Annotated in this window: 18 protein-coding genes; 8 read left to right on the top strand and 10 right to left on the bottom strand. The window is 65.2% G+C overall.

All coding sequences use genetic code 11. From position 1 onward, the window contains the following. Window positions 1-48: 48 nt before the first annotated feature. Genes MEMAR_RS02405 through MEMAR_RS02390 form a run of 4 tightly spaced genes read right to left on the bottom strand, consistent with a single transcriptional unit; the run spans window position 49 to window position 4,267 of the window. Window positions 49-1,242, bottom strand: coding sequence for an ABC transporter permease (locus MEMAR_RS02405; protein ID WP_011843338.1), 1,194 nt, complete (start codon window positions 1,240-1,242; stop codon window positions 49-51). Between the two features lie 15 nt (window positions 1,243-1,257). Continuing rightward, entirely contained in the window at window positions 1,258-2,457 is a 1,200-nt protein-coding gene (locus MEMAR_RS02400; protein ID WP_011843337.1) for an ABC transporter permease, read from the bottom strand. After that, window positions 2,457-3,131 (bottom strand): ABC transporter ATP-binding protein, encoded by a 675-nt coding sequence (locus MEMAR_RS02395; RefSeq protein ID WP_011843336.1) that lies wholly within the window; start codon window positions 3,129-3,131, stop codon window positions 2,457-2,459. Before MEMAR_RS02395 ends, MEMAR_RS02400 begins: the two co-directional genes overlap by 1 nt. Further along, window positions 3,128-4,267 carry a COG1361 S-layer family protein gene (locus MEMAR_RS02390; RefSeq protein WP_011843335.1) on the bottom strand — a complete coding sequence of 380 codons (1,140 nt, stop codon included), beginning with the start codon at window positions 4,265-4,267 and terminating at the stop codon, window positions 3,128-3,130. The genes MEMAR_RS02395 and MEMAR_RS02390 overlap by 4 nt, the downstream gene beginning before the upstream one ends. A 129-nt stretch (window positions 4,268-4,396) precedes the next feature. On the opposite strand from MEMAR_RS02390, the gene MEMAR_RS02385 reads away from it, so the two are divergent. Continuing rightward, complete coding sequence (locus tag MEMAR_RS02385) at window positions 4,397-6,019, top strand: putative manganese-dependent inorganic diphosphatase (RefSeq protein ID WP_011843334.1); 1,623 nt, start codon at window positions 4,397-4,399, stop codon at window positions 6,017-6,019. Between the two features lie 13 nt (window positions 6,020-6,032). Here the strand turns inward: MEMAR_RS02385 and MEMAR_RS02380 are convergent, their stop codons facing one another. Together MEMAR_RS02380 and MEMAR_RS02375 are read right to left on the bottom strand one after the other, a co-directional pair. Further along, window positions 6,033-7,352, bottom strand: a complete 1,320-nt coding sequence (locus tag MEMAR_RS02380; RefSeq protein ID WP_011843333.1) for a dihydrolipoyl dehydrogenase family protein — start codon at window positions 7,350-7,352, stop codon at window positions 6,033-6,035. 4 nt (window positions 7,353-7,356) lie between these two features. Further along, window positions 7,357-8,322, bottom strand: coding sequence for a hypothetical protein (locus MEMAR_RS02375; RefSeq protein ID WP_011843332.1), 966 nt, complete (start codon window positions 8,320-8,322; stop codon window positions 7,357-7,359). Between the two features lie 216 nt (window positions 8,323-8,538). On the opposite strand from MEMAR_RS02375, the gene MEMAR_RS02370 reads away from it, so the two are divergent. Then, on the top strand, window positions 8,539-9,285 hold the full coding sequence (locus MEMAR_RS02370; protein ID WP_011843331.1) for a DUF128 domain-containing protein: 747 nt from the start codon (window positions 8,539-8,541) through the stop codon (window positions 9,283-9,285). Here the strand turns inward: MEMAR_RS02370 and MEMAR_RS02365 are convergent. Next, window positions 9,279-10,070 (bottom strand): TrmB family transcriptional regulator, encoded by a 792-nt coding sequence (locus MEMAR_RS02365; protein ID WP_011843330.1) that lies wholly within the window; start codon window positions 10,068-10,070, stop codon window positions 9,279-9,281. The genes MEMAR_RS02370 and MEMAR_RS02365 overlap by 7 nt on opposite strands. 64 nt (window positions 10,071-10,134) lie before the next feature. Here MEMAR_RS02365 and MEMAR_RS02360 point away from each other — a divergent pair, with 64 nt between their 5' ends. After that, a complete protein-coding gene (locus MEMAR_RS02360; RefSeq protein WP_011843329.1) occupies window positions 10,135-11,421 on the top strand; it encodes a COG1361 S-layer family protein in 1,287 nt (428 codons plus the stop codon). Next, on the top strand, window positions 11,418-12,140 hold the full coding sequence (locus tag MEMAR_RS02355) for a glucose-6-phosphate isomerase family protein (protein WP_011843328.1): 723 nt from the start codon (window positions 11,418-11,420) through the stop codon (window positions 12,138-12,140). The genes MEMAR_RS02360 and MEMAR_RS02355 overlap by 4 nt, the downstream gene beginning before the upstream one ends. 494 nt (window positions 12,141-12,634) lie before the next feature. On the opposite strand, the gene MEMAR_RS02350 is transcribed toward MEMAR_RS02355, so the two are convergent. Next, entirely contained in the window at window positions 12,635-13,666 is a 1,032-nt protein-coding gene (locus MEMAR_RS02350) for an ATP-binding protein (RefSeq protein WP_011843326.1), read from the bottom strand. Between the two features lie 49 nt (window positions 13,667-13,715). Here MEMAR_RS02350 and MEMAR_RS02345 point away from each other — a divergent pair, with 49 nt between their 5' ends. From MEMAR_RS02345 to thiL, 3 genes are read left to right on the top strand one after another with little or no spacing between them, the layout of a single operon-like run. Further along, window positions 13,716-14,573, top strand: coding sequence for an RIO1 family regulatory kinase/ATPase domain-containing protein (locus MEMAR_RS02345; protein ID WP_011843325.1), 858 nt, complete (start codon window positions 13,716-13,718; stop codon window positions 14,571-14,573). Then, on the top strand, window positions 14,570-16,522 hold the full coding sequence (locus MEMAR_RS02340) for a DUF460 domain-containing protein (protein WP_011843324.1): 1,953 nt from the start codon (window positions 14,570-14,572) through the stop codon (window positions 16,520-16,522). The genes MEMAR_RS02345 and MEMAR_RS02340 overlap by 4 nt, the downstream gene beginning before the upstream one ends. Then, window positions 16,515-17,381 (top strand): thiamine-phosphate kinase, encoded by an 867-nt coding sequence (gene thiL / locus MEMAR_RS02335; RefSeq protein WP_011843323.1) that lies wholly within the window; start codon window positions 16,515-16,517, stop codon window positions 17,379-17,381. Before MEMAR_RS02340 ends, thiL begins: the two co-directional genes overlap by 8 nt. Here the strand turns inward: thiL and MEMAR_RS02330 are convergent. Next, entirely contained in the window at window positions 17,378-18,163 is a 786-nt protein-coding gene (locus MEMAR_RS02330; protein ID WP_011843322.1) for a YhfC family intramembrane metalloprotease, read from the bottom strand. The two genes, thiL and MEMAR_RS02330, sit on opposite strands and share 4 nt — an antisense overlap. 68 nt (window positions 18,164-18,231) lie before the next feature. Here MEMAR_RS02330 and MEMAR_RS02325 point away from each other — a divergent pair, with 68 nt between their 5' ends. Further along, on the top strand, window positions 18,232-19,338 hold the full coding sequence (locus MEMAR_RS02325; RefSeq protein WP_011843321.1) for an acyltransferase family protein: 1,107 nt from the start codon (window positions 18,232-18,234) through the stop codon (window positions 19,336-19,338). Here the strand turns inward: MEMAR_RS02325 and MEMAR_RS02320 are convergent. Continuing rightward, window positions 19,310-19,780 (bottom strand): C-GCAxxG-C-C family protein, encoded by a 471-nt coding sequence (locus tag MEMAR_RS02320; protein WP_011843320.1) that lies wholly within the window; start codon window positions 19,778-19,780, stop codon window positions 19,310-19,312. The two genes, MEMAR_RS02325 and MEMAR_RS02320, sit on opposite strands and share 29 nt — an antisense overlap. Window positions 19,781-19,904: the final 124 nt, after the last annotated feature.

Below are 19,904 nucleotides of genomic sequence, written 5' to 3'. Positions count from 1 at the left end.
TATAAAAATCCTGCACTGGTGGCCGGCCTCCCACCCCCGGTGACCCCGTCACTCGTAGCGGAGCGCCTCGATTGGGTTTAACTGCGCCGCTTTCCATGCCGGGTAGAACCCGGCGACGATGCTGGTTGCCGTCCCGAACGCCATCGCAAAGGCGACGTAGCCGATCACCACGGTAACAGGGATGCCCGCTCCTGCCGACATGGCGAAGTCGGTGAGGTACTCCGCTACCGTGGTGGTGACGTAGTAGGCGACCGCTATGCTCACGATGCCGCCGGCGATGCTCCCTGCGATCCCGAGGACAAGGCTCTCGTAGAGGAACATCCGCAGAACCTCCCGTTTTCGCGCCCCGATGCTCCGCATCAGCCCGATCTCCCCCGTCCGCTCCGTGACCGAGATGATCATGACGTTTAAGATGCTCACGCTCGCGACGAGGAGCGAAACCGCACCGATGCCGAGGAGGAAGATGTTGATGGCGTCGGTGGTCTCGTAGAAGATCTCCAGGATCTCGCGCGAGTCGAGAACGTCCACGACCTCCTTCCTGCGGTTGATCTGCTGGTCGATGGCGGCCTTCACCCCTTCGATCTCCGAGAGATCGCCGACCTTGACGACGACACGGCTGTAGTCCTGCTCCCCGTGCCGCTCCGTATACCAGTCCTCCGTGACGATGACGGCATAGTCGGGGTTGATGTCGATGCCCATCCCCCGCTCCGCCGCGATTCCCACGACACGGACGCGTTCGCCCCCGACCTCGATGCGGCTCCCGGGATGGAGGTCGAATTCATCGGCAAGGAGCGAGCCCACCATCACCCCGGACGACCTCCCCTGCGGGTAGATCCCGGCTTCTTCTTCCAGCAGGAACGGGATGTCGGCCGCCGGCATGGCATATATCGTCACGTAGCCGCTCGCATCCCGCACATGCAGCCGGTCCGATGCGAGAATCATGGGGATGACGCGGTGCTCTCCCGCGGCCTTCTCTATCAGCCCCAGGTTTTTATCGGAGATGCGTGCGGCAAGGGTGTTTCTGGGGTCGAACGGGTCGCCGCTCGATGCCGCGAGGTGCGGGGTGACGAGCAAGGTGTCGCTCACGTCGGAGACCATCCCGCTGAAGAGCACCGAGAGGCTGCTTCCCATGACGCCGAGGGAGGCGATGGCTATCACGCCGATGATGATGCCGACCGTTGCGAGGACCGAGCGGACCTTGTGCCGTTTGAGGTTCCTGACCGCGAGATCGAAGAAGATCATGCCCCGTCACACCTCTCATTTCTGCCGCATCGCATCGACCGGAGCGAGCTGCGAAGCATTCCAGGCCGGGTAAAACCCGGCGGCGATGCTCGTCCCTATACCGAACGCCATCCCGAAGACGATATATCCGACCGCGCTCAGGTCGAAGATCGTGATGTTTTCGCCGAATGTCGTCCCGGCCGTGAAAACCTCGACCGCGGCGAGGCTGATCAGGTAGCCGAAGGCGGTGCTCAGAACACCGCCGATGATGCTTCCGATGAGCCCGAGGAGCACCGCTTCGTAGAGGAACATCCGCAGAACCTCCCGCCGCAACGCCCCGATGCTCCTCATGACGCCGATCTCGCGGATGCGCTCGGTCACCGAGATGTACATGACGTTTAAGATGTTGACGGCGGCGACAATGAGTGATATCCCCCCGATCCCGAGAAGAAACACCGTGATCTGCTGGTAGATCTCCTCGTACTGCCGGAGCATGTCGCGCGAGTCGAATACGTCCACGATCTCCTCGCGCCGGTTGATCCGGCTATCGATCGCCTCTTTCACGGCGTCGATCTCTTCCGCGTTCCCGACCCGGACGATGACCATCGGGTAGGTATCCCTGGCCCCGAAGTGGCTCTCGTACCAGCCGTCGGGGACGACGATCGCGTAGTCCGGGTTGATGTCGGCGGCAAACCCGCGCTCCGCAAGCACGCCGGCAACCCGGATGCTCTCGTTCCCGATCGTGAGCCTGAAGCCCGGGGCTACGTCGTACTCCGCGGCGAGGTATGTCCCGACGAGCGCGCCCGGCTGGTTCTGCCGGGGGTACTGCCCGTCCGCGATCTCAAGCAGGATGGGAATATCGTCCGATGCAAGCCCGATGATCTGGGTATACCCGCTCTCGCCGCGGCCGAACTCCACCTCGTCGGCTCCCTGGAGCACCGGGACCGTCCGGTGCGGGTTTGCCGCCCGCCGGATCTCCTCGACCTCGCGGACGGGGATGGCGGCGTCCACTGCCGTCCGTGGGTCTCCGGCAAAGGTCCCGCCGATCGCGGTGTGCGGCGTGATCACGATGGTATCGCCGACGTCGGTGATGACGTTCGCGACGAGGAGATTGATGCTGTTGCCCATGACGCCGAGGGAGGCGATGGCGACGACGCCGATGACGATCCCGATGATCGAGAGCGCCGAGCGTATCCAGTGCCTCCGCAGGTTCCTCGCCGCGAACGAGAAGAACACTATGCCAGCCTCCCGTCCACGATCCGGATCGTGCGGCGGGCGTATGCGGCGACGTTGGGGTCGTGAGTGACCATGATGACCGTCTTGCCCTCCCGGTTCTCCTCCGCAAGAATCTCCATGATCGCCGTCCCGGTCTTCGTGTCCAGGTTCCCGGTCGGCTCGTCGCAGAGAAGGAGGTCGGGGTCGTTCACGAGCGCGCGGGCGATGGCGACCCGTTGCTGCTCGCCGCCCGAGAGCTCGGCCGGCCTGTGGGTCAAGAGGGCGTCGTTGAGGTGCATCGCCCGCATGACCTCGATCGCCCGGCGCCGGCTCTCCTCCCGGTCGGTGGTGAGGATGATGGGAAACTCGACGTTCTCGACCGCCGAGAGCAGCGGGATGAGATTGAACTGCTGGAAGACGAACCCGATGCGGTCGCGCCGGAGCCGGGTGAGGTCGTCGTCGCTCATCCTGGAGATCTCATGCCCGGATAGGTAGATCTTCCCGCGGGTCGGGACGTCGAGACAGCCCATCAGGTTCAGGAGCGTCGACTTCCCGGAGCCCGAGGGCCCCATAACGGCGATGAACTCGCCCGGATCGACGGTGAGGGAGACGCGATCGAGCGCCACGACGTCGCCTGCCGGGAGGGGGTAGATCTTGCTGACCTCCTCGAACCGGAGGATAGGCTCGCCGCTCACCGCCGCCGCCTCCGGACGTACCAGAGGGCCGCGAGGCCGGCGGCGACGGCGACCAGCGCCACGGCGGCAACGGCCGGAGCGGGCAGCCCGGCATCGGCGCCCTCCTCTGCAGTGCGGTTCTCGAGCGAGATCGGCCGCTCGACGGAGTAGGGGTTACCGTCGCCGTCCCGGTAGTCGATGACGAGCGGGATCTCCTCCACGCCGGCACCGGCGCGGAACGTAACCTCGAACGTCGAGATGTCGTCGGAATCAAGCGTTCCGACGACGTAGACCCGGAACGGGTCGACGGGCGTCGCGGGCGCACCCGGGGAGATGATGACCGATCGGGCCGGCTCGAGCCCCGCGTTCATGACGTCGCCCGTCGCCCGGTAGATCCCTCCCTCCACGGCGACTTCGACGTTGGTGATGACGGGGTCCGCCTGCCGTTTGTCCTCGCCGAACGTGACCGGCAGCACGAGATCGGCGGCGTGAGTGTTGATCCCGTTGCGCCAGACCACCCGGAACGTGACGTTTGTCTCCGCCGCCGGGGTCAGGTTGAAGGCGACGGTTCCGGACGCGTCGGGTTCCAGGGTCCCGATGAATGCGCTGCCCGGCGTGACGGAGAAGTTCGCACCCTCGGGGATCACCCGGACGCCGGAGGCGGCGTTCGGCCGTGGGTTGCCGACCTGAACGGCGATGGCGGCCTCCCTCCCGGCAGCGAAGGCGTCCGGCCTATCGGCCACCGACGCCTCAAGTGGAGTACCGTCCACCCGGACAGGAACCGGGTGGCTGAGAGTTCCGTTCTCCCGGAGATCGAGGGAGAAACGGGGGTAGTAGGTTCCGTCGGGAGCGTCCGCACGGACGGCGAAGGTGAACGTCCGGTTGAGGCCCGCCCCGAGATCCCCGACCGAGGGATAGGGCTCACCCGCCGGGACGACGCCGTCCTCGTAGAGGCGGGCCCTGCCGAGCAGGAGGGTGGACGGGCCGGTGTTCTGCACGGTGACCGTGACGAAACCCGAGTCGCCCGGCATCAGGACTTCCGGCTCGACCGCAACGGACGTCACCGTCACGTTGCCCTGCGCTCCCGCGGCCGGGGAGACGAGAAGGCATGCCAGGATGAGCAGGACCGGAACAGGCCCGGGGCGATCGGTTCCCACACGGGAGAATGGAGAGAGCCTCTACTTCAACGTTACCCCGCATCACCCGGAGGCCGGGATAAAGCCTTTGACGGCAGAGGGCGATACCTCTGGAGACAACCGTCGCCCCGCCGGGGTTCCGAGGAGAGCATGGGACTGAACAAAATCATCATCATCGGCCACAAACAACCCGACACCGACAGCATCTGCAGCGTCATCGGCTACGCCGAGCTCCGCAACCGCGCCGAACCGGGAAAATATATTCCCGCCCGGTGCGGGGAGGTAAGCCCGGAGGCGAAGTTTGCGCTCGAGACGTTCGGCGTTGAGGCACCGGCCTACGTAGCGAGCGTCGAACCCACCGTATCGGACATACCGCTCGACACCCGGAGCGTCCGCCAGGACGTCCCGACGGTCGACGTCGCCGCCCTGATGGACACCTACGACATGCGGAACATGCCGATCACGGACGGACACGAGACCCTGGTCGGCCTCGTCAGCGAGTACGGCCTCGCCCGGGCATACGTCCGGAAGAATCCCCGGGAGCAACTCTCCCTCATCCCGATGCCGCTCGAGACCCTCGCCCGCATCCTGGACGCCCGGATCGTCGTCCCGGCGCGCGAGACGCTCGGGGAAGGCCGGGTCTACACCGTCATCGACGCCCTGCACGTCACCCTCTCGCGGATGACGCCCGACGATATCGCGATCGTCGGGGACAACGAACCCGCCCAGCTCGCGCTGATATCGGCGGGGGTCGCCGCGCTCATCATCGCCGAAGGGGCGCCGGTGGGCGAGCGGGTGATCGACGCCGCGCGGACGAGGGGCGCCTCGGTGCTCTCGACGACGCTCGACGCGTTCAGCGTCGGCAAGATGATCAGCCTCTCCCTTCCCGCGAGCATGATCATGGAGACCGACGTCCCCACGGTGCGGATGGAGGACTCGCTCGAGTATGCAAAGAGCGTCGTCTCGAACTCCAAGTTCAGGACGGCCTGCGTCGTCGGGGAAGGGGGACGGCATATCGGGCTCGTATCCCGGACGACGCTGATGCAGGAGGTTCAGAAGTCGGTGATCCTCCTCGACCACAACGAGTACTCCCAGGCCGTGGACGGGATCGAGCAGGCGGATATCCTCGAGATCATCGACCACCACCGTCTCGGCGCGATCTCGACCTTAAAACCGGTGCGGTTCCTCAACGATCCCGTGGGGTCGACCTCGACGATCGTGGCGAGCAAGTTCATCGAGGCCTGCATCGAGCCCACGCCGTCGACCGCCGGGCTCCTTCTCTCGGGGATCCTCTCGGATACGATGGTGATGAAACTCTCGACGACCACCCCCGCGGATATCCGGGCGGCCGACTACCTCGCGGGTATCGCCGGGGTCGATCCGGCCGAATACGGGCCGGAACTGATCCGGAAGGGCATGGATCTCGACGCACTCCCGAAGGAAGAACTCCTCACCCGGGACATGAAGCGCTACAACCTCTTCGGGAAGAGCATCATGGTCTCGCAGGTGATGACGTCGTCGTTTGCGTTCGCAGAGACTCACGCCGACGAGATCCGTGCCGAACTGGATCGCCTGCGGACGACGATGGGGATCGACTGCTTCTTCGCCCTCTTCACGAACGTCTTTAGTAACGCAAGCGACCTCTTTGCCGCCGGGGACGAGGCCTGCATCACCAAACTGGATCTCCGGGACCAGCCCGTCCGGCTCGAGGGCGTCATGTCCCGCAAAAAAGATTTCATCCCGAAGTTCGGGCAGATGTTCCGGCAGCTCTAGCCGCCGGGACGAATCACTCTTCCCTCTTCTTGAACATCCCCGCAGCGTAGCGCGCGAGCCCGTAAACGCCGTCGGTCGAGGGATGGACCTCGACGATATCGTCGAAGTCGTCGACGGTGATGCCCTGTTTCATCAGGTAGCCGATGTAGGAGAGGAGGATCGATGCCCCGGGGACGGCGGCGGCGGCCCCGATGAGCCGGCCGGTCGCGGGATCGACCCGGACCTGGGCAAGCCCCGCCCAGCCCCCCGCGACGTCCCAGAACGATCCGGGGCCCGCGGGAGCGGGGGACGAGAGGGTGACGCCTCCGTCGCCGGTCGTGGCGAAAGCGTAGTCGTAGCGGAGGCTCATCGCCTGCGGAATGCCCTCGTAGTCCATGACGGTGTCGCGGCCGAGGATGTTCTCGGCCGCCACCACGCCCTCCCTCCGGGCCGCGGGGGTGAGGTAGGGCGGCCCTATGACGTCGCCGGCGGCGTAGACGCCCGGAACACTCGTGCGCATCCGCCGATCGACGATGACCGCCCCGTCCGGGCCCTTCTCGAGACCCTGGAGCGTCTCCGAGCGGGGGACGAGCCCGGTTGCGAGCAGGACGGCATCGGCCTCGATCTCCTCGCCGTCGGCGAGAAGAACCGAGCGGACCCGCCCGCCGCCTTCTATGCTTGCAACCGGGGTCTCTTCACGGACGCCGATTCCGGCAAGGTCGCGGAGCGCAGCGGACCGCATCTTCTCGTCGAGATCGCGGAGCAGCCCGTGCCGGGCGATTATCTCGACCTCGACCCCGAAGGCGTGGAATATGTGGGCGAACTCCGCCGCCACCACCCCGCCACCGATAACGGCCATGCGGCGGGGGAGATCGGGCATGGCGGGGAGCGTACGGTAGGTGTAGACGCCGGTAAGATCGGTGCCGGGGATCTCGGGGATTGCCGGCCGCGACCCGGTGGCCGCGATGACCGCGTCGGCCCGGACCTCCTCGTCGCCGATGAAGACCCGGCTCCCCTCCAGCCGGCCAACGGCTCCGTAGATCACCTCGACCCCCGCCCGGCGGGTCTCCGCATCGAGAACCGAGGAGAGTTTCTCCTGGACCTCGCAGATACGCTTCCGGATGGCCGGGTACGAGACGGCCGGAACCGAATCGAGGATGCCGAGGTCCTTCTGGGTTCTGGCGCACTCGACGAGCCGGGCGACGTCGTTTAAGGCGCAGATCGTCATGCATCGCTCGTGAAGGCACTGCCCGCCGATGCTGCGCTGCTCGACGAGTCTGACCTCCTCCCCGGCCTGTGCGAGGTGTATCGCCCCGAGCCTTCCCGCGGGCCCGCCGCCGATGACGACGATCATGATCTTACAGCAGTTCGACGCCTTCGTCCATCGGCATCGAGAGAACTTCGCCGGTGAACCCGTTGACTTCGACGATCTTGCTCCCGCCCCGCACCTGCCAGACCGGCACGTAGACGGTCTCGAGATCAACGGTGATGTTGTTCCGGTCGGGTTTGAGGGTCTTCTCCTCATAGAAGATGGCGTCGCCCTTCTCGTAGCGGAATCGGATCCGCTGGGTGAGCCGGTCCACGACCTCCCGCACGAGCTGCTCCTCCACGTCCTCCCGCACGAGCCGGGCGGAGACGATCTCGGAACCGAACGGAACCGGGCCCCGCTCGATCTCGTCGGGATTGATCTCCATCTTCAGGCCGTTGATAGCGTTGACCGCCCCGGCACCCTCGGCATCGAAGGAGACCAGCCGGTCTTTCACCTCGCGCTCGCCGGTGCTCACGTAGCGGTAGTTCCAGTACGGGATGAACCGACACTTCGCCGCTCCGTGTAACCCGGCGATGCCGCAGGCACGCTTCTCGGGCACCTGAACCGGGAGATGAGGCAACTCCGGCCCGTCTTCCGGCTCTTCCTCCACCGCCGCTGGAGCGGCCTCGATCTGCCTCCGCCGGACTGCCCCGGCCGCCGGGGGAAGATCCAGGATCAGGCTCTGCCCGAGCACTTCCGCAAGCGCGGCCCTGCCCGCGTAGCGGACGAACTCGTCAGGTCCCCACAGGATGCAGTCCTCCGTCTGCATCGCCGAATCGAGGGTGAAGAGCAGTTTCCTGCAGACCCAGTCCTCTTCACCGGTGCGCAGGCGATAGGTCATCGAATCGAAGTTCTCAATCGTCTCCGGATCGTCCGAGCAGAGCACCACCAGGGCATCCTCGCTCCCGATCGCGGAGAGATCCAGCGGGTCGCCGACCTCCTCAACGTCGTAGGAGGCCGCGGCAAGGATCCGCTTCAGCACGTTCCGGGCTTTTTCCCGAGTCCCACTCTCCATTCATCTAACAATACCACAGGGAGATAGAACAAGTTTTCCCTTTCGGGGCCGGGCGTGGATAGCGGTGAGGCGGGGCGTTCAACGGGACGAACGGGATAAGCATACCGCCGGCGGGATACGGAAGCGATGAACGGCCGGTGCCGCCCCGGGCCCCTGCCGGAAGAATCCACCGACTGAAGGCAACACTTTTTCACCTGCACGGCAAGAGATCTGATAATGCACGCTCCCCTGAAGTTCACCAACCATCGCATCGAGGAGTACGCGCTCAAGGTGACCTACCGCCCGGAGGATGACACGGGAAAGATCATCTACAACCTCTCGCTCATCGAGAGCCGCGACCTCGAGTTCGCGCTCTCCATTATGAAAGAGGCGCACAAACGGGGCATCACCATCAGCGACCGGCTCCTGGTCGCCGGGCCCGGGGGGCAGGTCGCCGGCTACACCGTCCCGGACGGCCGGCACGCCGTCTGTACGATGTGCAGCATTACGCTCGACGCTCTTCTCCTCCAGCGCGGTATCCCGGCGAGCCCAATCGGAGGCGGGATCGTCGAGGTCGACGGGAGAGTTGCGCAGCGGTTCACGAGCATGATCCTCTACCGCGACACCACGCTCGACCCTCTCGAGGTTCTCATCTCCCAGGAGGCCACGTCGATCCTCGACGTCATGCGCCACGGAAAGGGCAACATCCTCGCAAACATCAGAGAGTGCCACATGGAGGCCGAGCAGCTCCTTGGGACGGTGCTCGACGAACTTTCGGCCATAGGGTTCTCCGGCATCCTCGATGTCGGCGCTCCGAACGTTCCCCTGCTGGGTGTCCCGGTAAGCCCGCAGTACATAGGCGTGGCAATGGTCGGGGGCACGAACGCGATGGCGGCCGTCAGGGAGGCGGGAAAACCGGTGGTGACCCGGGCGCTCAAAGGATTGATCGATATCCGGGAGATGGACTACCTGGACGATTACTGAACCGCAGCCTTCGCCCACTCCGTGACGGTGGTGATATGCCGCCGCACAAACAGGACGAGCCCCTCGGATTCGGAGTAGAGGGCGGACGGCTGCCCGTCGACCGCACCCATCCAGAGCAGCGCACGGGAGTCGTCCACCAGGAAGACGCCCGACCGCTCGTACGGCAGCAGGTTCTCCGTCGGGAGACGGGTCTCGCGCAGCCCGGCGAGGGGAAGGAGGTGGAGCCGGAACCGGGAAGGCTGCTCGCCTTCCCAGCGCTCGGTGACGATATCGACCGGCACGGAGTCGGGAGCGGATTCAAGCAGCGGGAGCACGCCCCCCTGGAGAATGTCCCACGTCGCCAGCACCTCCACGCTCCGCTCCGCGCTCCCGAACATGCCGGCGAGGCGGGTTCTGATGTTCTCTTCGCCGTAGATCGTCCAGACCAGTTCCCGGTCGCCCCGGCCTTCCAGCCCCTTCTCCCGGTAAAAGACGTCGAGGGCCGCCCGGGCGCTCTCAGCGTCGCTCTCGATCCGGCGCATCAGGTTCTCGACGCCCTGGTCGGGGGCAACGGCGTCGAAGCGTTTGGGCGTCGTGTGCGAGACGCTGACCAGCTCCTTCTGGACGAGCCGGTCGAGAACCGGGTAGACGGATGCGCGCGGCACGCCGGAGATCTCGTGAACCTCCGTTGCAGTCGCGCCCGAGGTTCTGAGGAGCCCGATATATACAAGGGCTTCGTACTTCGTAAGTCCCAGTGATTTAAGAGATTCAAGGAGGGCGTTCGGAACGTCCCGGGGAGCCTTCATACCATCATGTATATATACGGTTTAGCAATAAATGTTGTTGCTAATATAACAACAAGGTGAAGAGATGCGTTGGCAACATGTACCTGTACTGATGCTCCTGCTGGCACTCCTGGTTGTCCCGGGGTCGGCGCAAGGCGTCAAGTACCTCTATGGAAGTCCCGATCTATCGGCAACGATTTCCGGCACCAACCAGTTCGCGCCGGGTGCCGAGACCCAGATTGCGGTTATCATATCCAACAGCGGCCTGAATACCCACAAGATCGTCGGCTCGACGCTCCTCACCCCCGACGACCAGCCGAACACCGCAAAACTGGTCACCGTGGGGCTCAAGAGCAGCGATACGCCGTTCACCGTCAAGACGGACCCGCAGTTCTTAAGCGACATTGCGGGCGGCGCCTCCGCAACCGCCGCGTTCGATGTGAAGATCACGGATTCCGCGGAACCGGGCACCTACACGCTGCCGCTCGAGGTGACCTATACCTACCTCGCGGATGCGGAAGAGTACGGGAGTGACGTCCTCCGCTACAACTACCAGCAGAAGACCCAGACCCTGCCCCTCGAGGTGCGGGTCACCCCCGACCTTCAGGTCGAAGTTCTTGACGTGCACACCGGGTCGCTGAACGTCGGCACGGAAGGCTACGTCTACATGACCTTGAAGAACGCCGGGCATGACACGGCGAACAAGGCAATCGCGATGGTCACGAGAAGCGGCGCGAGCCCGCTCATCCCCACCGACGGGAACGCCTACGTCGGAACGTTCGAGCCGGGAGAGACGGTTGACGTGAAGTTCAAGGTCTCGGTCGCCGATACCGCCGAGCCGCAGTCGTACCCGCTGGACGTAGCGGTCACCTACGAGGACTACGAGGGCAAGACGGTGACCTCCCGGCCGGCGACGATCGGCCTTCCCGTCGGCGGCAAGATCGCCTTCGAGGTCGTCTCGCCTCCGTCGACACTTTACCTGGGGCAGAAGAGCATCCTTGAAGTCGTGTACAAGAACTCCGGGGCGGCAACGGTCTACAACGCACAGGCCCGGATCAGCGCCGTCGACCCCTTCACGAGCAGCGACGACACCGCCTTCCTCGGCGACCTCGCCCCGGGCGAGACCGCGACGGCACGGTTCGAGGTGAACGTCGACAATGACGGCACCGAGAAGGAGTACGGGATCGACTCCGAGATCCGCTACCGCGACGACCTCGACAACAGCAAGATATCCGACACCATGAAGGTGCAGGTCGCGCTTGAGCGGAGGCAGGGCACGCTCTTCACCAATCCGGTCTTCCTCGTCGCCGTTCTGGCCGTCATCATCGGTGCAGGGTATTATATATTCGTGTACCGTAAGAAACAGAGATGAACGGGTACTGGGACGGACCCAAACCGGAGCCGCAGGTAAGGACAATCGAGGAGATGCGGGAGGTTCTCGCAGATCCCGGCTGCACCTCCGACCAGCCTCTCTATTTTATGTACCGGGATCTCGCGAAGAGCGAGAGCGACCGGGAGTGGCTCCGGGAGCACCGCATCCGCTACGATATCACCGTCATTCCTGCCCGGACGCTCTGCGGGGAGTACGTCAAGACGAAGGGGCATTACCACACCGAGAACCCGGCAGGAGAACTCTACCCGGAGATCTACGAGGTGCTTGAGGGGACGGGGCACTACCTCCTCCAGACCCGCAATGCCGACGACGTGGTGATGATCGAGGGCACCGCCGGCGACAAGATCCTGATCCCGCCGGGATACGGCCACGTGACGATCAACCCCGGAAAGGAGGATCTCGTGATGGCAAACCTCGTTTCGTCGGAGTTCTCGAGCAACTACGGCCCCTACGCGGAACTGCGGGGCGCCGCCTACTACGAGATGGAGGGCGGGGCGCTCGTGAAGAACCCAGGTTATCCCGACGCCCCGCCGGTGCGCTACTGCGACCCGGTGGAGGTCCCGGACATCGGGATCGAGAAAGAGGTCGGGCTCTACGATCTGGTCGGGCGGCCTCGGTCGGTTGCTTTCCTGAACCACCCCGAGCAGTTCATGGAGATCTTCTCCGACGTTACGGGTGGATGTCTCGTGATGCGGTGAAGGGTAAGGGCAGAGTCTCAGCCGGCACTAAAATCCAGTTCTTTTTGCGACGTTATGCAATCTATACACGAATTTCCACTGGCTTGTGCATCTTCAACCAGTCGTCGGTTCAAGACATTTGGTTTTCTCCTGCTCCTGCCCCCGCACCCAATGGTGCTCAAGCTCCGTTTCTTCGGTATGTCGCACCTTCCGTCTTCTCCAGCGATGTCCCCATGGGACATCGCCTATCGCCACGCACTGCCCGCCCCCATGGGGGCGGGAGGAGCGCGAAGCGCGGGCGGTGGGGGTCAAAGGTAGAGCCCTACGGGGTAGAGACAGGGGAGGGGGGCGAGCCCTCCTCCCCACCTGACGGTGGTCGAGCTCCGTTCCTGCGGAACGTCGCACTCCCCGTCAGCCCCTCCCCCAATGGCGATAACCCACGGTCCACCGTACCAGGCGGTTTCATCGTCTGGACAGTTCCGCTCCATGCCATAGATAAGTGCGTCCAGTCTCTGTCAACCCCCCTTCCGAACCTCATCAAGCACCTGGCACGTCCGGCAGATCTTCCCGCACGGCTTCGCACCTTCGCACCTCCGGTGCTCAAACTCCGTTCCTGAAGGAACGTCGTTCTTCGGTGCTCGTGCTCCCGCCGTTCCGGCAGTCGCATCCCGCACCTCCCGGTGCTCAAGCTCCTGCCGTTCCGGCAGTCGCTCACCACACCTCTCGCAAATTCCGAACCCCATCTTCGTCTCGGGTCTCTCCGTCCCCCGGAGGGCCTCGCCGAGGTTCACGAGCGAGTACTTCGTCGCCGGGTGACGGTAGGTGTAGTCGTCGAGGATGCCGCGGACGTCGCCCCGGAGAGCGTCGCCCGCGTAGGGGCAGCCCGCAAGGTCGAAGCCCTCGACGTGGAGGAAGGCGTAAAGCGCCACCTCGCGCTCCGGGATGTACATGAACGGCTTGATCCGGGGAACCATCCCCTCCGCCTCCCGCATAGGACGGGTGAGCCGTTCCGCATCCCCCCGGAGGGCGTTCATCAGCACCGACTGGGCTTCGTCGTCCAGGTTGAACCCATACGCGAACTTCGTGACGTCGTGTTCGCGGGCAATCCGGTTCATCAGCGCCCGCCGGAGCACGCCGCAGTAGGAGCAGGAGAGCCCCGTCCCTTTCCGCGCCACGATCTCGTCGAGCGTGATCCTGTATTCGTCGGCAAACGTTGCCGTCACCCAGGGGACGCCCATGCTCTCGGCAATCTTCCTGGCCTGGTTCGGGTCGCGGTAGCCGGAGATCCCCTCGTCCACCGTGATCGCCATCAGCCGCACGTCCCGGCGCTCACCGAGGAGCCGGTGGAGGAAGAAGAGGACGGCGCTCGAGTCCTTGCCCCCCGAGAGCGCCACCGCCACCGTGTCCCCCGACTCGATCCAGCGGTGCTCCCGGATCGCCCGCTTCGCCTTCGCCTCGAAATCCCGGTTGAAGTGATGCTCGCAGAGGTGCAGCCCCGAGTATCGCTGGAAAATGACCGCGTCGCGGCGGCACTTGCTGCACTGCATGCGTTCTCGATCATCCTTTTATCACGGCATCACATAAATGGTGTAGAAGATGCCTGTTCCTGCAGAATACGTGCGATCCCTGCACGCCTACGAACTCCGGATCCTGCTCGCCCTCGAACGCCTCATGCGCCGGTACCGGTGGGTGCCGCTCGAGGTGCTCAAGTCGGCCACCAAATTCTCGGAATCCGAGCTCTCCTACCGCCTGGGCAGGCTGATGGCCATGGACATGGTCAGATACGAGAAGACCCCCTACGAGGGTTACGCTCTCGTCTTCAACGGCTACGACAGCCTGGCCCTCCACTCCCTCACCCGCCGGGGCACCATCCAGGCGCTCGGGACGCAGATTGGCGTCGGGAAGGAGTCGGAGGTATACGAGGCGATGGGGCTCGGCGTCGTCGTGCTGAAGTTCCACCGGGTCGGGCAGCGGTCATTTCAGTCCGCCCGCGTAAAGCGCGGCTACATGCCGGAGGCCGGGCACTGCCCCTGGATCTTCGCTTCGAGCAGCTCGGCGAAGATGGAGTACGACGCCCTGAAAACCCTCCATCCCGCCGTCTCGGTGCCGCTCCCCATCGACCAGAACCGGCACGTCGTCGTGATGTCGTTCGTCCCCGGCGTCAACCTCTCGCGGGCGGCCCTCGAGGAGCCCCGGCCGATCCTCGACGAGATCCTCGACAACGTCCGCGAAGCCTACCGCCTCGGGATCGTCCACGGCGACCTGAGCGAGTTCAACGTTATGGTCGACGAAAAGCAATGCTGGCTGATCGACTGGCCGCAGTGGGTGGAGATCGCCCACCCGAACGCCGCCGAGATCCTCAACCGCGACATCGAGAACATCCTCCAGTACTTCAAACGGAAATACGGCATCGATTATGCATTCGACGAAGCACTGGCAAGGGTGGTGGAGTGAAGGTCTTCGGGATCGATATCATCAAAGGTTCGGTTCGTTCCCGTACCCGCCGACCGGTCTACGCGCTCGCCCGGGTGGAGGACGGCGATATCCAGAGCGTCGAGGAGGTCACCGGGTTCCGGCTCCAGCGCCTCCTCGCTGCCGAAGAGCCCGACATCCTCGCGGTGGACAGCCTCCAGGAGATCGCCGCCGACCAGCGCGAACTCCACGCATTCCTGCAGGCGCTCCCGCCCGCAACAAAACTCGTCCAGGTGACCGGCGGCGAGAAGAAGGAGAGTCTCGGGAAGGTCGCCGCCCGCTACAACATCAGTTTCAACAAATTCGACCCCTACGCCGAGGCACGAACCACCGCCCGGGTGGCCGCGCTCGGGGCGGGCGTCGAGGTGATCGCGTTTGAGAACACCACCGACATCGTGGTGAGCAGGCACCGTTCGCCCGGCCGGGGCGGGTGGAGCCAGAACCGCTATGCCCGGAAGATCCACGGCGCCGTGATGCAGAAGGCCCGCGAGATCGAGGGACGGCTCCGTGGCGCCGGCCTCGACTACGAGAAGAAGGAGACGAAGGCCTTCGGCGGATACTCAAGAGTCGCCTTCCGGGTCAGGGCCCCCCGTGAGATGGTTCCGGTCCACTCCTCCCGGGGCGCCGACGTCCAGGTGCGGGTGGCAGGAAGGCAGCTCGACCGGATACGGTTCGAACCGCTCTCCGGCCGCCCCCGCTACCTGATCGTCGGGCTCGACCCCGGGACCACCACCGGCATCGCCGCCGTGGACCTCGACGGAAACCTGGTTCTCCTCTCGAGTTCGCGGCAGATGACGATGTCCGATATCGTCGAGGAACTCTACCGTGCGGGAAAACCGCTCATCGTCGCCTCCGACGTCCGCGAGATGCCCTACTCGGTCGAGAAGATCCGGCGGGCGTTCAACGCCATCCCTTACACCCCGAAGCAGTCGCTCTCGGTGGAGGCGAAGTACGACCTGACCGCCCCGTTCTCCTACACGAACGACCACGAGCGCGACGCCCTCTCGGCGGCGCTGGACGCCTACCGGAGCCTCCAGAACAAGTTTCGGAATATCGTAAAGAGGGTGGGGCCGGGGTTCGACCTCGACGAGGTGCGGGCGCGGGTGCTCCGCGGCCAACCGCTCGACACGGTTCTTGCAGACCTGCAGGGGGTTCCGGCGGCGAAAAAGGAGGCGGAACCGGCGGCGGAGGCCGAGCCGGAGCGGCCGGTCGAGGACGAGCGGGTGATGGCGCTCGACGGGATGGTCAAAAGGCTGCGCAGTTACGTCCAGGAGCTGCAGGACGACCTCCGGGAACGCGGCCGGGAGGTGGAGCGGCTGCGGCAGGACGTGCGCCGGGCCCGTTCCGCGGCCGAGCGAAAGATCCGCCGGGACGCGGAACTGGCGGCGAAGGACGCGGCCATCGAGAGCCTGCGCGAACAGCTCCGGGGCGAGCGGCGGCGGTCCCGGCGGCTGAAGAAGCGCCTGGAGAGGATGCAGAAGGTCGCGAAACTCGAGGTCTCGGAGGATTACACCCCGCTCAAGGTGCTCGAATCCCTCACCCGCGAAGCGGTGCGGGCCCTCCAGGAGGAGATCGGCATCGCCGAAGGGGACGTCCTCTACGTCCCCCGGACTCACGGCTGGGGCCGCGGCGTGGTGAAGGATCTCGCGGGAACGGGGGTGCGGGCGCTGGTCGTCGGCGGGGAGCCGCCCGACCCGCACCTGATCCGGGTCGCCCGCGAGATCGATCTCTCCCTCCTCCCCGCGGAGACCGTCAGTCCGGAGATCCGCGGCAGGACCGGGGCGGCACTGACCGGAGCAGTCGAGGACGCCGTCGCGGAATGGAAGGAGGAGCAGAAGGAGTTCCGGCGCGAGCAGGAAGCCGAGCGGGTCGAGTATCTCGTCAAGGAGTACCGGAGCGAGCGGGAGAAGGAGGTGCGTCGCGGTGGATGAACGGGGTCTGCACCGGCTGATCGGGACGATCATCGACCCGGAGCGGCTCGATGACGACTGCGCCGTCATCCCCTGCGGCGACCGTCTCATGGTCGCGAGCACCGATATGCTCCACGAGACGACCGATTTCCCTGCCGGGATGACCGACTGGCAGATCGGCTGGATGGCAACGGCGGTCACGCTCTCCGACGTCGCGAGCATGGGCGCGGCGCCGGGCGAGGTGCTCCTCGCGGTCGGCCTTGATAGGCCGGAACGGCTCTCCGGGATCATGGAGGGCGCACGGGACTGCTGCACGAGGTTCGGCGCCGAACTCGTGGGCGGCGACCTCGACGCCCACCGGGAACTGACGATCGTGAGCACGGGGCTCGGGCTCGTCGCCCCGGAACACCTCGTCCGGAGACGGGGAGCGCGGCCGGGCGACGTCATCGCGGTCACCGGCCCGCTCGGGGAGGCCGAGGCCGCTCTCGCCGGCTACGACCGGCACAGGAGGGAACTCCTCGAACCACAGCCCCGGGTCCGGGAGGGACAGGCGCTCGGCCGTGCCGGGGTCTCGGCGATGATGGACATATCCGACGGCCTCGTCCTCTCCCTCCACGACCTCCTCGCCGTGAACGACTGCGGGTTTTCCGTCGATACCGCCCGCCTCCCGCTCCCGGCAGGCGTCCCGGAGGACGAGGGGCGGGAGCTTGCCCTCTACGGCGGGGGGGACTTCGAACTCCTCTTTACCGCTCCTCCCGACATCCTTCCGGTTCCGGGGGTCGAGGCCCGTGTCATCGGCGAGGTCATACCGGAGCGGACGGTCCTCGCGGACGGAGAGCCGCTCGAACGCCGGGGCTACCTGCACGAGTGGAAGGGCTAGGTCGCCGCCCTTACCCCCATCCTCCGCCACTCCCAGAGGATATACGCGAGGGCGAGCACCGCAAAGACGAAGATCACCGCCTCGGTCACCAGGATCCCCTGCGTCTGCGCGAGATAAACGGCGGCGGCGTCCACGGCGGCGTGCCAGAGGACGGCAAGCGCGAGGAGGGCCTTTCTGCCGTAGACAACGGCGGCAAGCACCATCAGCGACCAGGCGATGTGCAGGGTGATCGTCATCATCCGCTCGGCGAGACCGGGCAGGATGTCGAGCGGCGTGAGGGCCTGGACGGCCTCGATCTCTGCCTGGATGGCAGGATCGTCGGGCAGGGGGATCGCTCCCCCGTCGCCTGTGAGAAGGATGTAGGAGACCATGCTCGTGAGCACCAGGAGCGCGACGAAGATGCTCTCGATGCCGCCCCACCCGGTCCCGAAGAGGAGGCCGTTCTCGCGGGTGAGGGGGATCTTCTGCCGCCCGAAAAGGTAGCGGTAGACGAGGTAGCGGCCGATCTCCTCGAAGAGCCCGGCCATGAGGCCGAGGTAGACGGCGAGGGCCGCGAGGGCCGTTGTCGTGCCGAACGGGAGGACGGCGAGGTAGAGCGGGGTCTGCGTCACGATGACGAGCGGCGCGTGGACGATCTGCACGATGATGAAGAAGAGGGCACCGAGCCCGAAGACACGCCATGAGAGGCCGAACTTTTTGACGAACCAGTAACCGAGCACGAGCGGAACGGCGATCTCGAGCAGGGCGACGGCGGCGAACGTGGCGACGACGAGCGGATCCATTGGGGAGAATGTTTTGACTAATTATTTAACAGTTGTCACTGTACAGTGAGGAAAGGATCCCGATAGCCATGAAAACAGAGCACCCGGGAGCGGTCACTGAAGCCGGGAGCATTCCGGGAGGCCGGTTCTCCAACAACTTCGACTTCCTGCGGTTCGCGGCGGCGGCGATGATCGTCGTCGCGCACGCCTACGCCCTCAGGCTCGGCTACGTCGGGATAGGGCTGTACGACCCGGTCATGCTCATGGCACAGGCAGGGCTTGCCGCCCTCCTCGTCACCAGCGGATACCTGATAACGGCGAGCTGGGAATCGACCGCGTCGCCGCTCCGGTTCGCCTGGAAACGGTCCCTGCGGGTCATTCCGGCTCTTGTCCTCGTGATCCTCGTCACGCTCTTCGTCATCGGCCCGCTGATGACGTCCCTTTCCCCGGGCGAGTACTTCGCCGCCCTCTTCTCCCCGGCAGGTCTCGCCACCGCCCCGTTTTTCGAAGACGGATCGGCGATAGGCCTCTTCCAGGGCAACCCGTGGACCTACGTCAACGGCTCGCTCTGGACGATACCCGTCGAGGTCATGATGTACGGGGTCGTCGCGGCCCTCGGGATAGCCGGGCTCCTGCACCGGTGGGGCGCCATCCCCGCCCTCGCCGCAGTAAACATCCTGGTCTGGATATACTGGTTCGACGACCCCCGGATGGCGAAGGTCAGGTTCACCCTCTACTTCCTCGCCGGGGCCTACCTCTATCTTCACCGGGAGCGGATCGCCTACCGGCCGGTCGTCGCCGGGGTGCTGCTCCTGCTCCTCGGGCTCTCGGCCATGACCCCCTACCTGACCGTCGCCGCGGTTATCGCCATCCCCTACCTCACCATCTACGCCGCGCACATCCCGGTTCCATCTTTGAGCACCTTCGGGAGACCGGGGGACTTCTCCTACGGCATCTACATCTACCACTACCCGATCCAGCAGGTGCTGATCCAGACCACGGCAAACACGCTCCACCTCGCGGTGCTCTGCGGGGTCTCGTTCCTGGCGACGTTTGTTCTCGCGTTCTTCTCCTGGCACGCCGTCGAGAAGCGCGCGCTCGCGGCAAAGAGCCTCGGCACCGACGATCTGCGGCGGAAACTCAGGCTGCCGTCCCTGCCGGAGTCCCTCACCGCATGGTGGATTGCCCGGAAGTGACGGATGCAAGAACCTCTTCGAGGATCTCGACCGCGTCCCGGACGTAGCGGGGGCAGAGCGTCCGGGTGAGGTTCTGCTCGCGCGACCGGGCAAGCCCTTCGTCGGTCGATATGTCGCACCCAAGGAGTTCGGTGCAGGAGACGGTGCCGTTCTTCCGGACAAACCGCATGATGAACTCTCGCGTGAGGGCGTAGGTCAGATCCTTCGCCTCTTTCTCGTCGACACCGGTGCTCCCGAATAAGAGCCCTATGGCGAGAACCCCGCCCGAAACTGCTCCGCACGTGCCCCCGGCATGCCCCATCCCGCCGCCGAACCCGGTGACCGCACAGAGGACGACCTCTTCGGGCACCCCGGCGTCGCCCGCAAAGACCGAACTGACCGCCTGCGCACAGTTATAACCCTGCATGAAGCGGGAGACCGCCTCTTTTGCCCTGTTACCCATCCGATTCACCTGGAGGTCGGTTGCGCTCCTGACGGCTTCAAGTTTCCGCGACAGGGCACGGTGCAGGAATGGTTTAAGAACCCACCCGAGAAAGTAGACGTATTAGGGGAATCCTTTCCCGAGC

The sequence above is a fragment of the Methanoculleus marisnigri JR1 genome (assembly GCF_000015825.1).
Taxonomy (GTDB): domain Archaea; phylum Halobacteriota; class Methanomicrobia; order Methanomicrobiales; family Methanoculleaceae; genus Methanoculleus; species Methanoculleus marisnigri.
The sequence above is the reverse complement of the archived record's forward strand: the minus strand, read 5'-3'. Positions and strand labels throughout refer to the sequence as shown.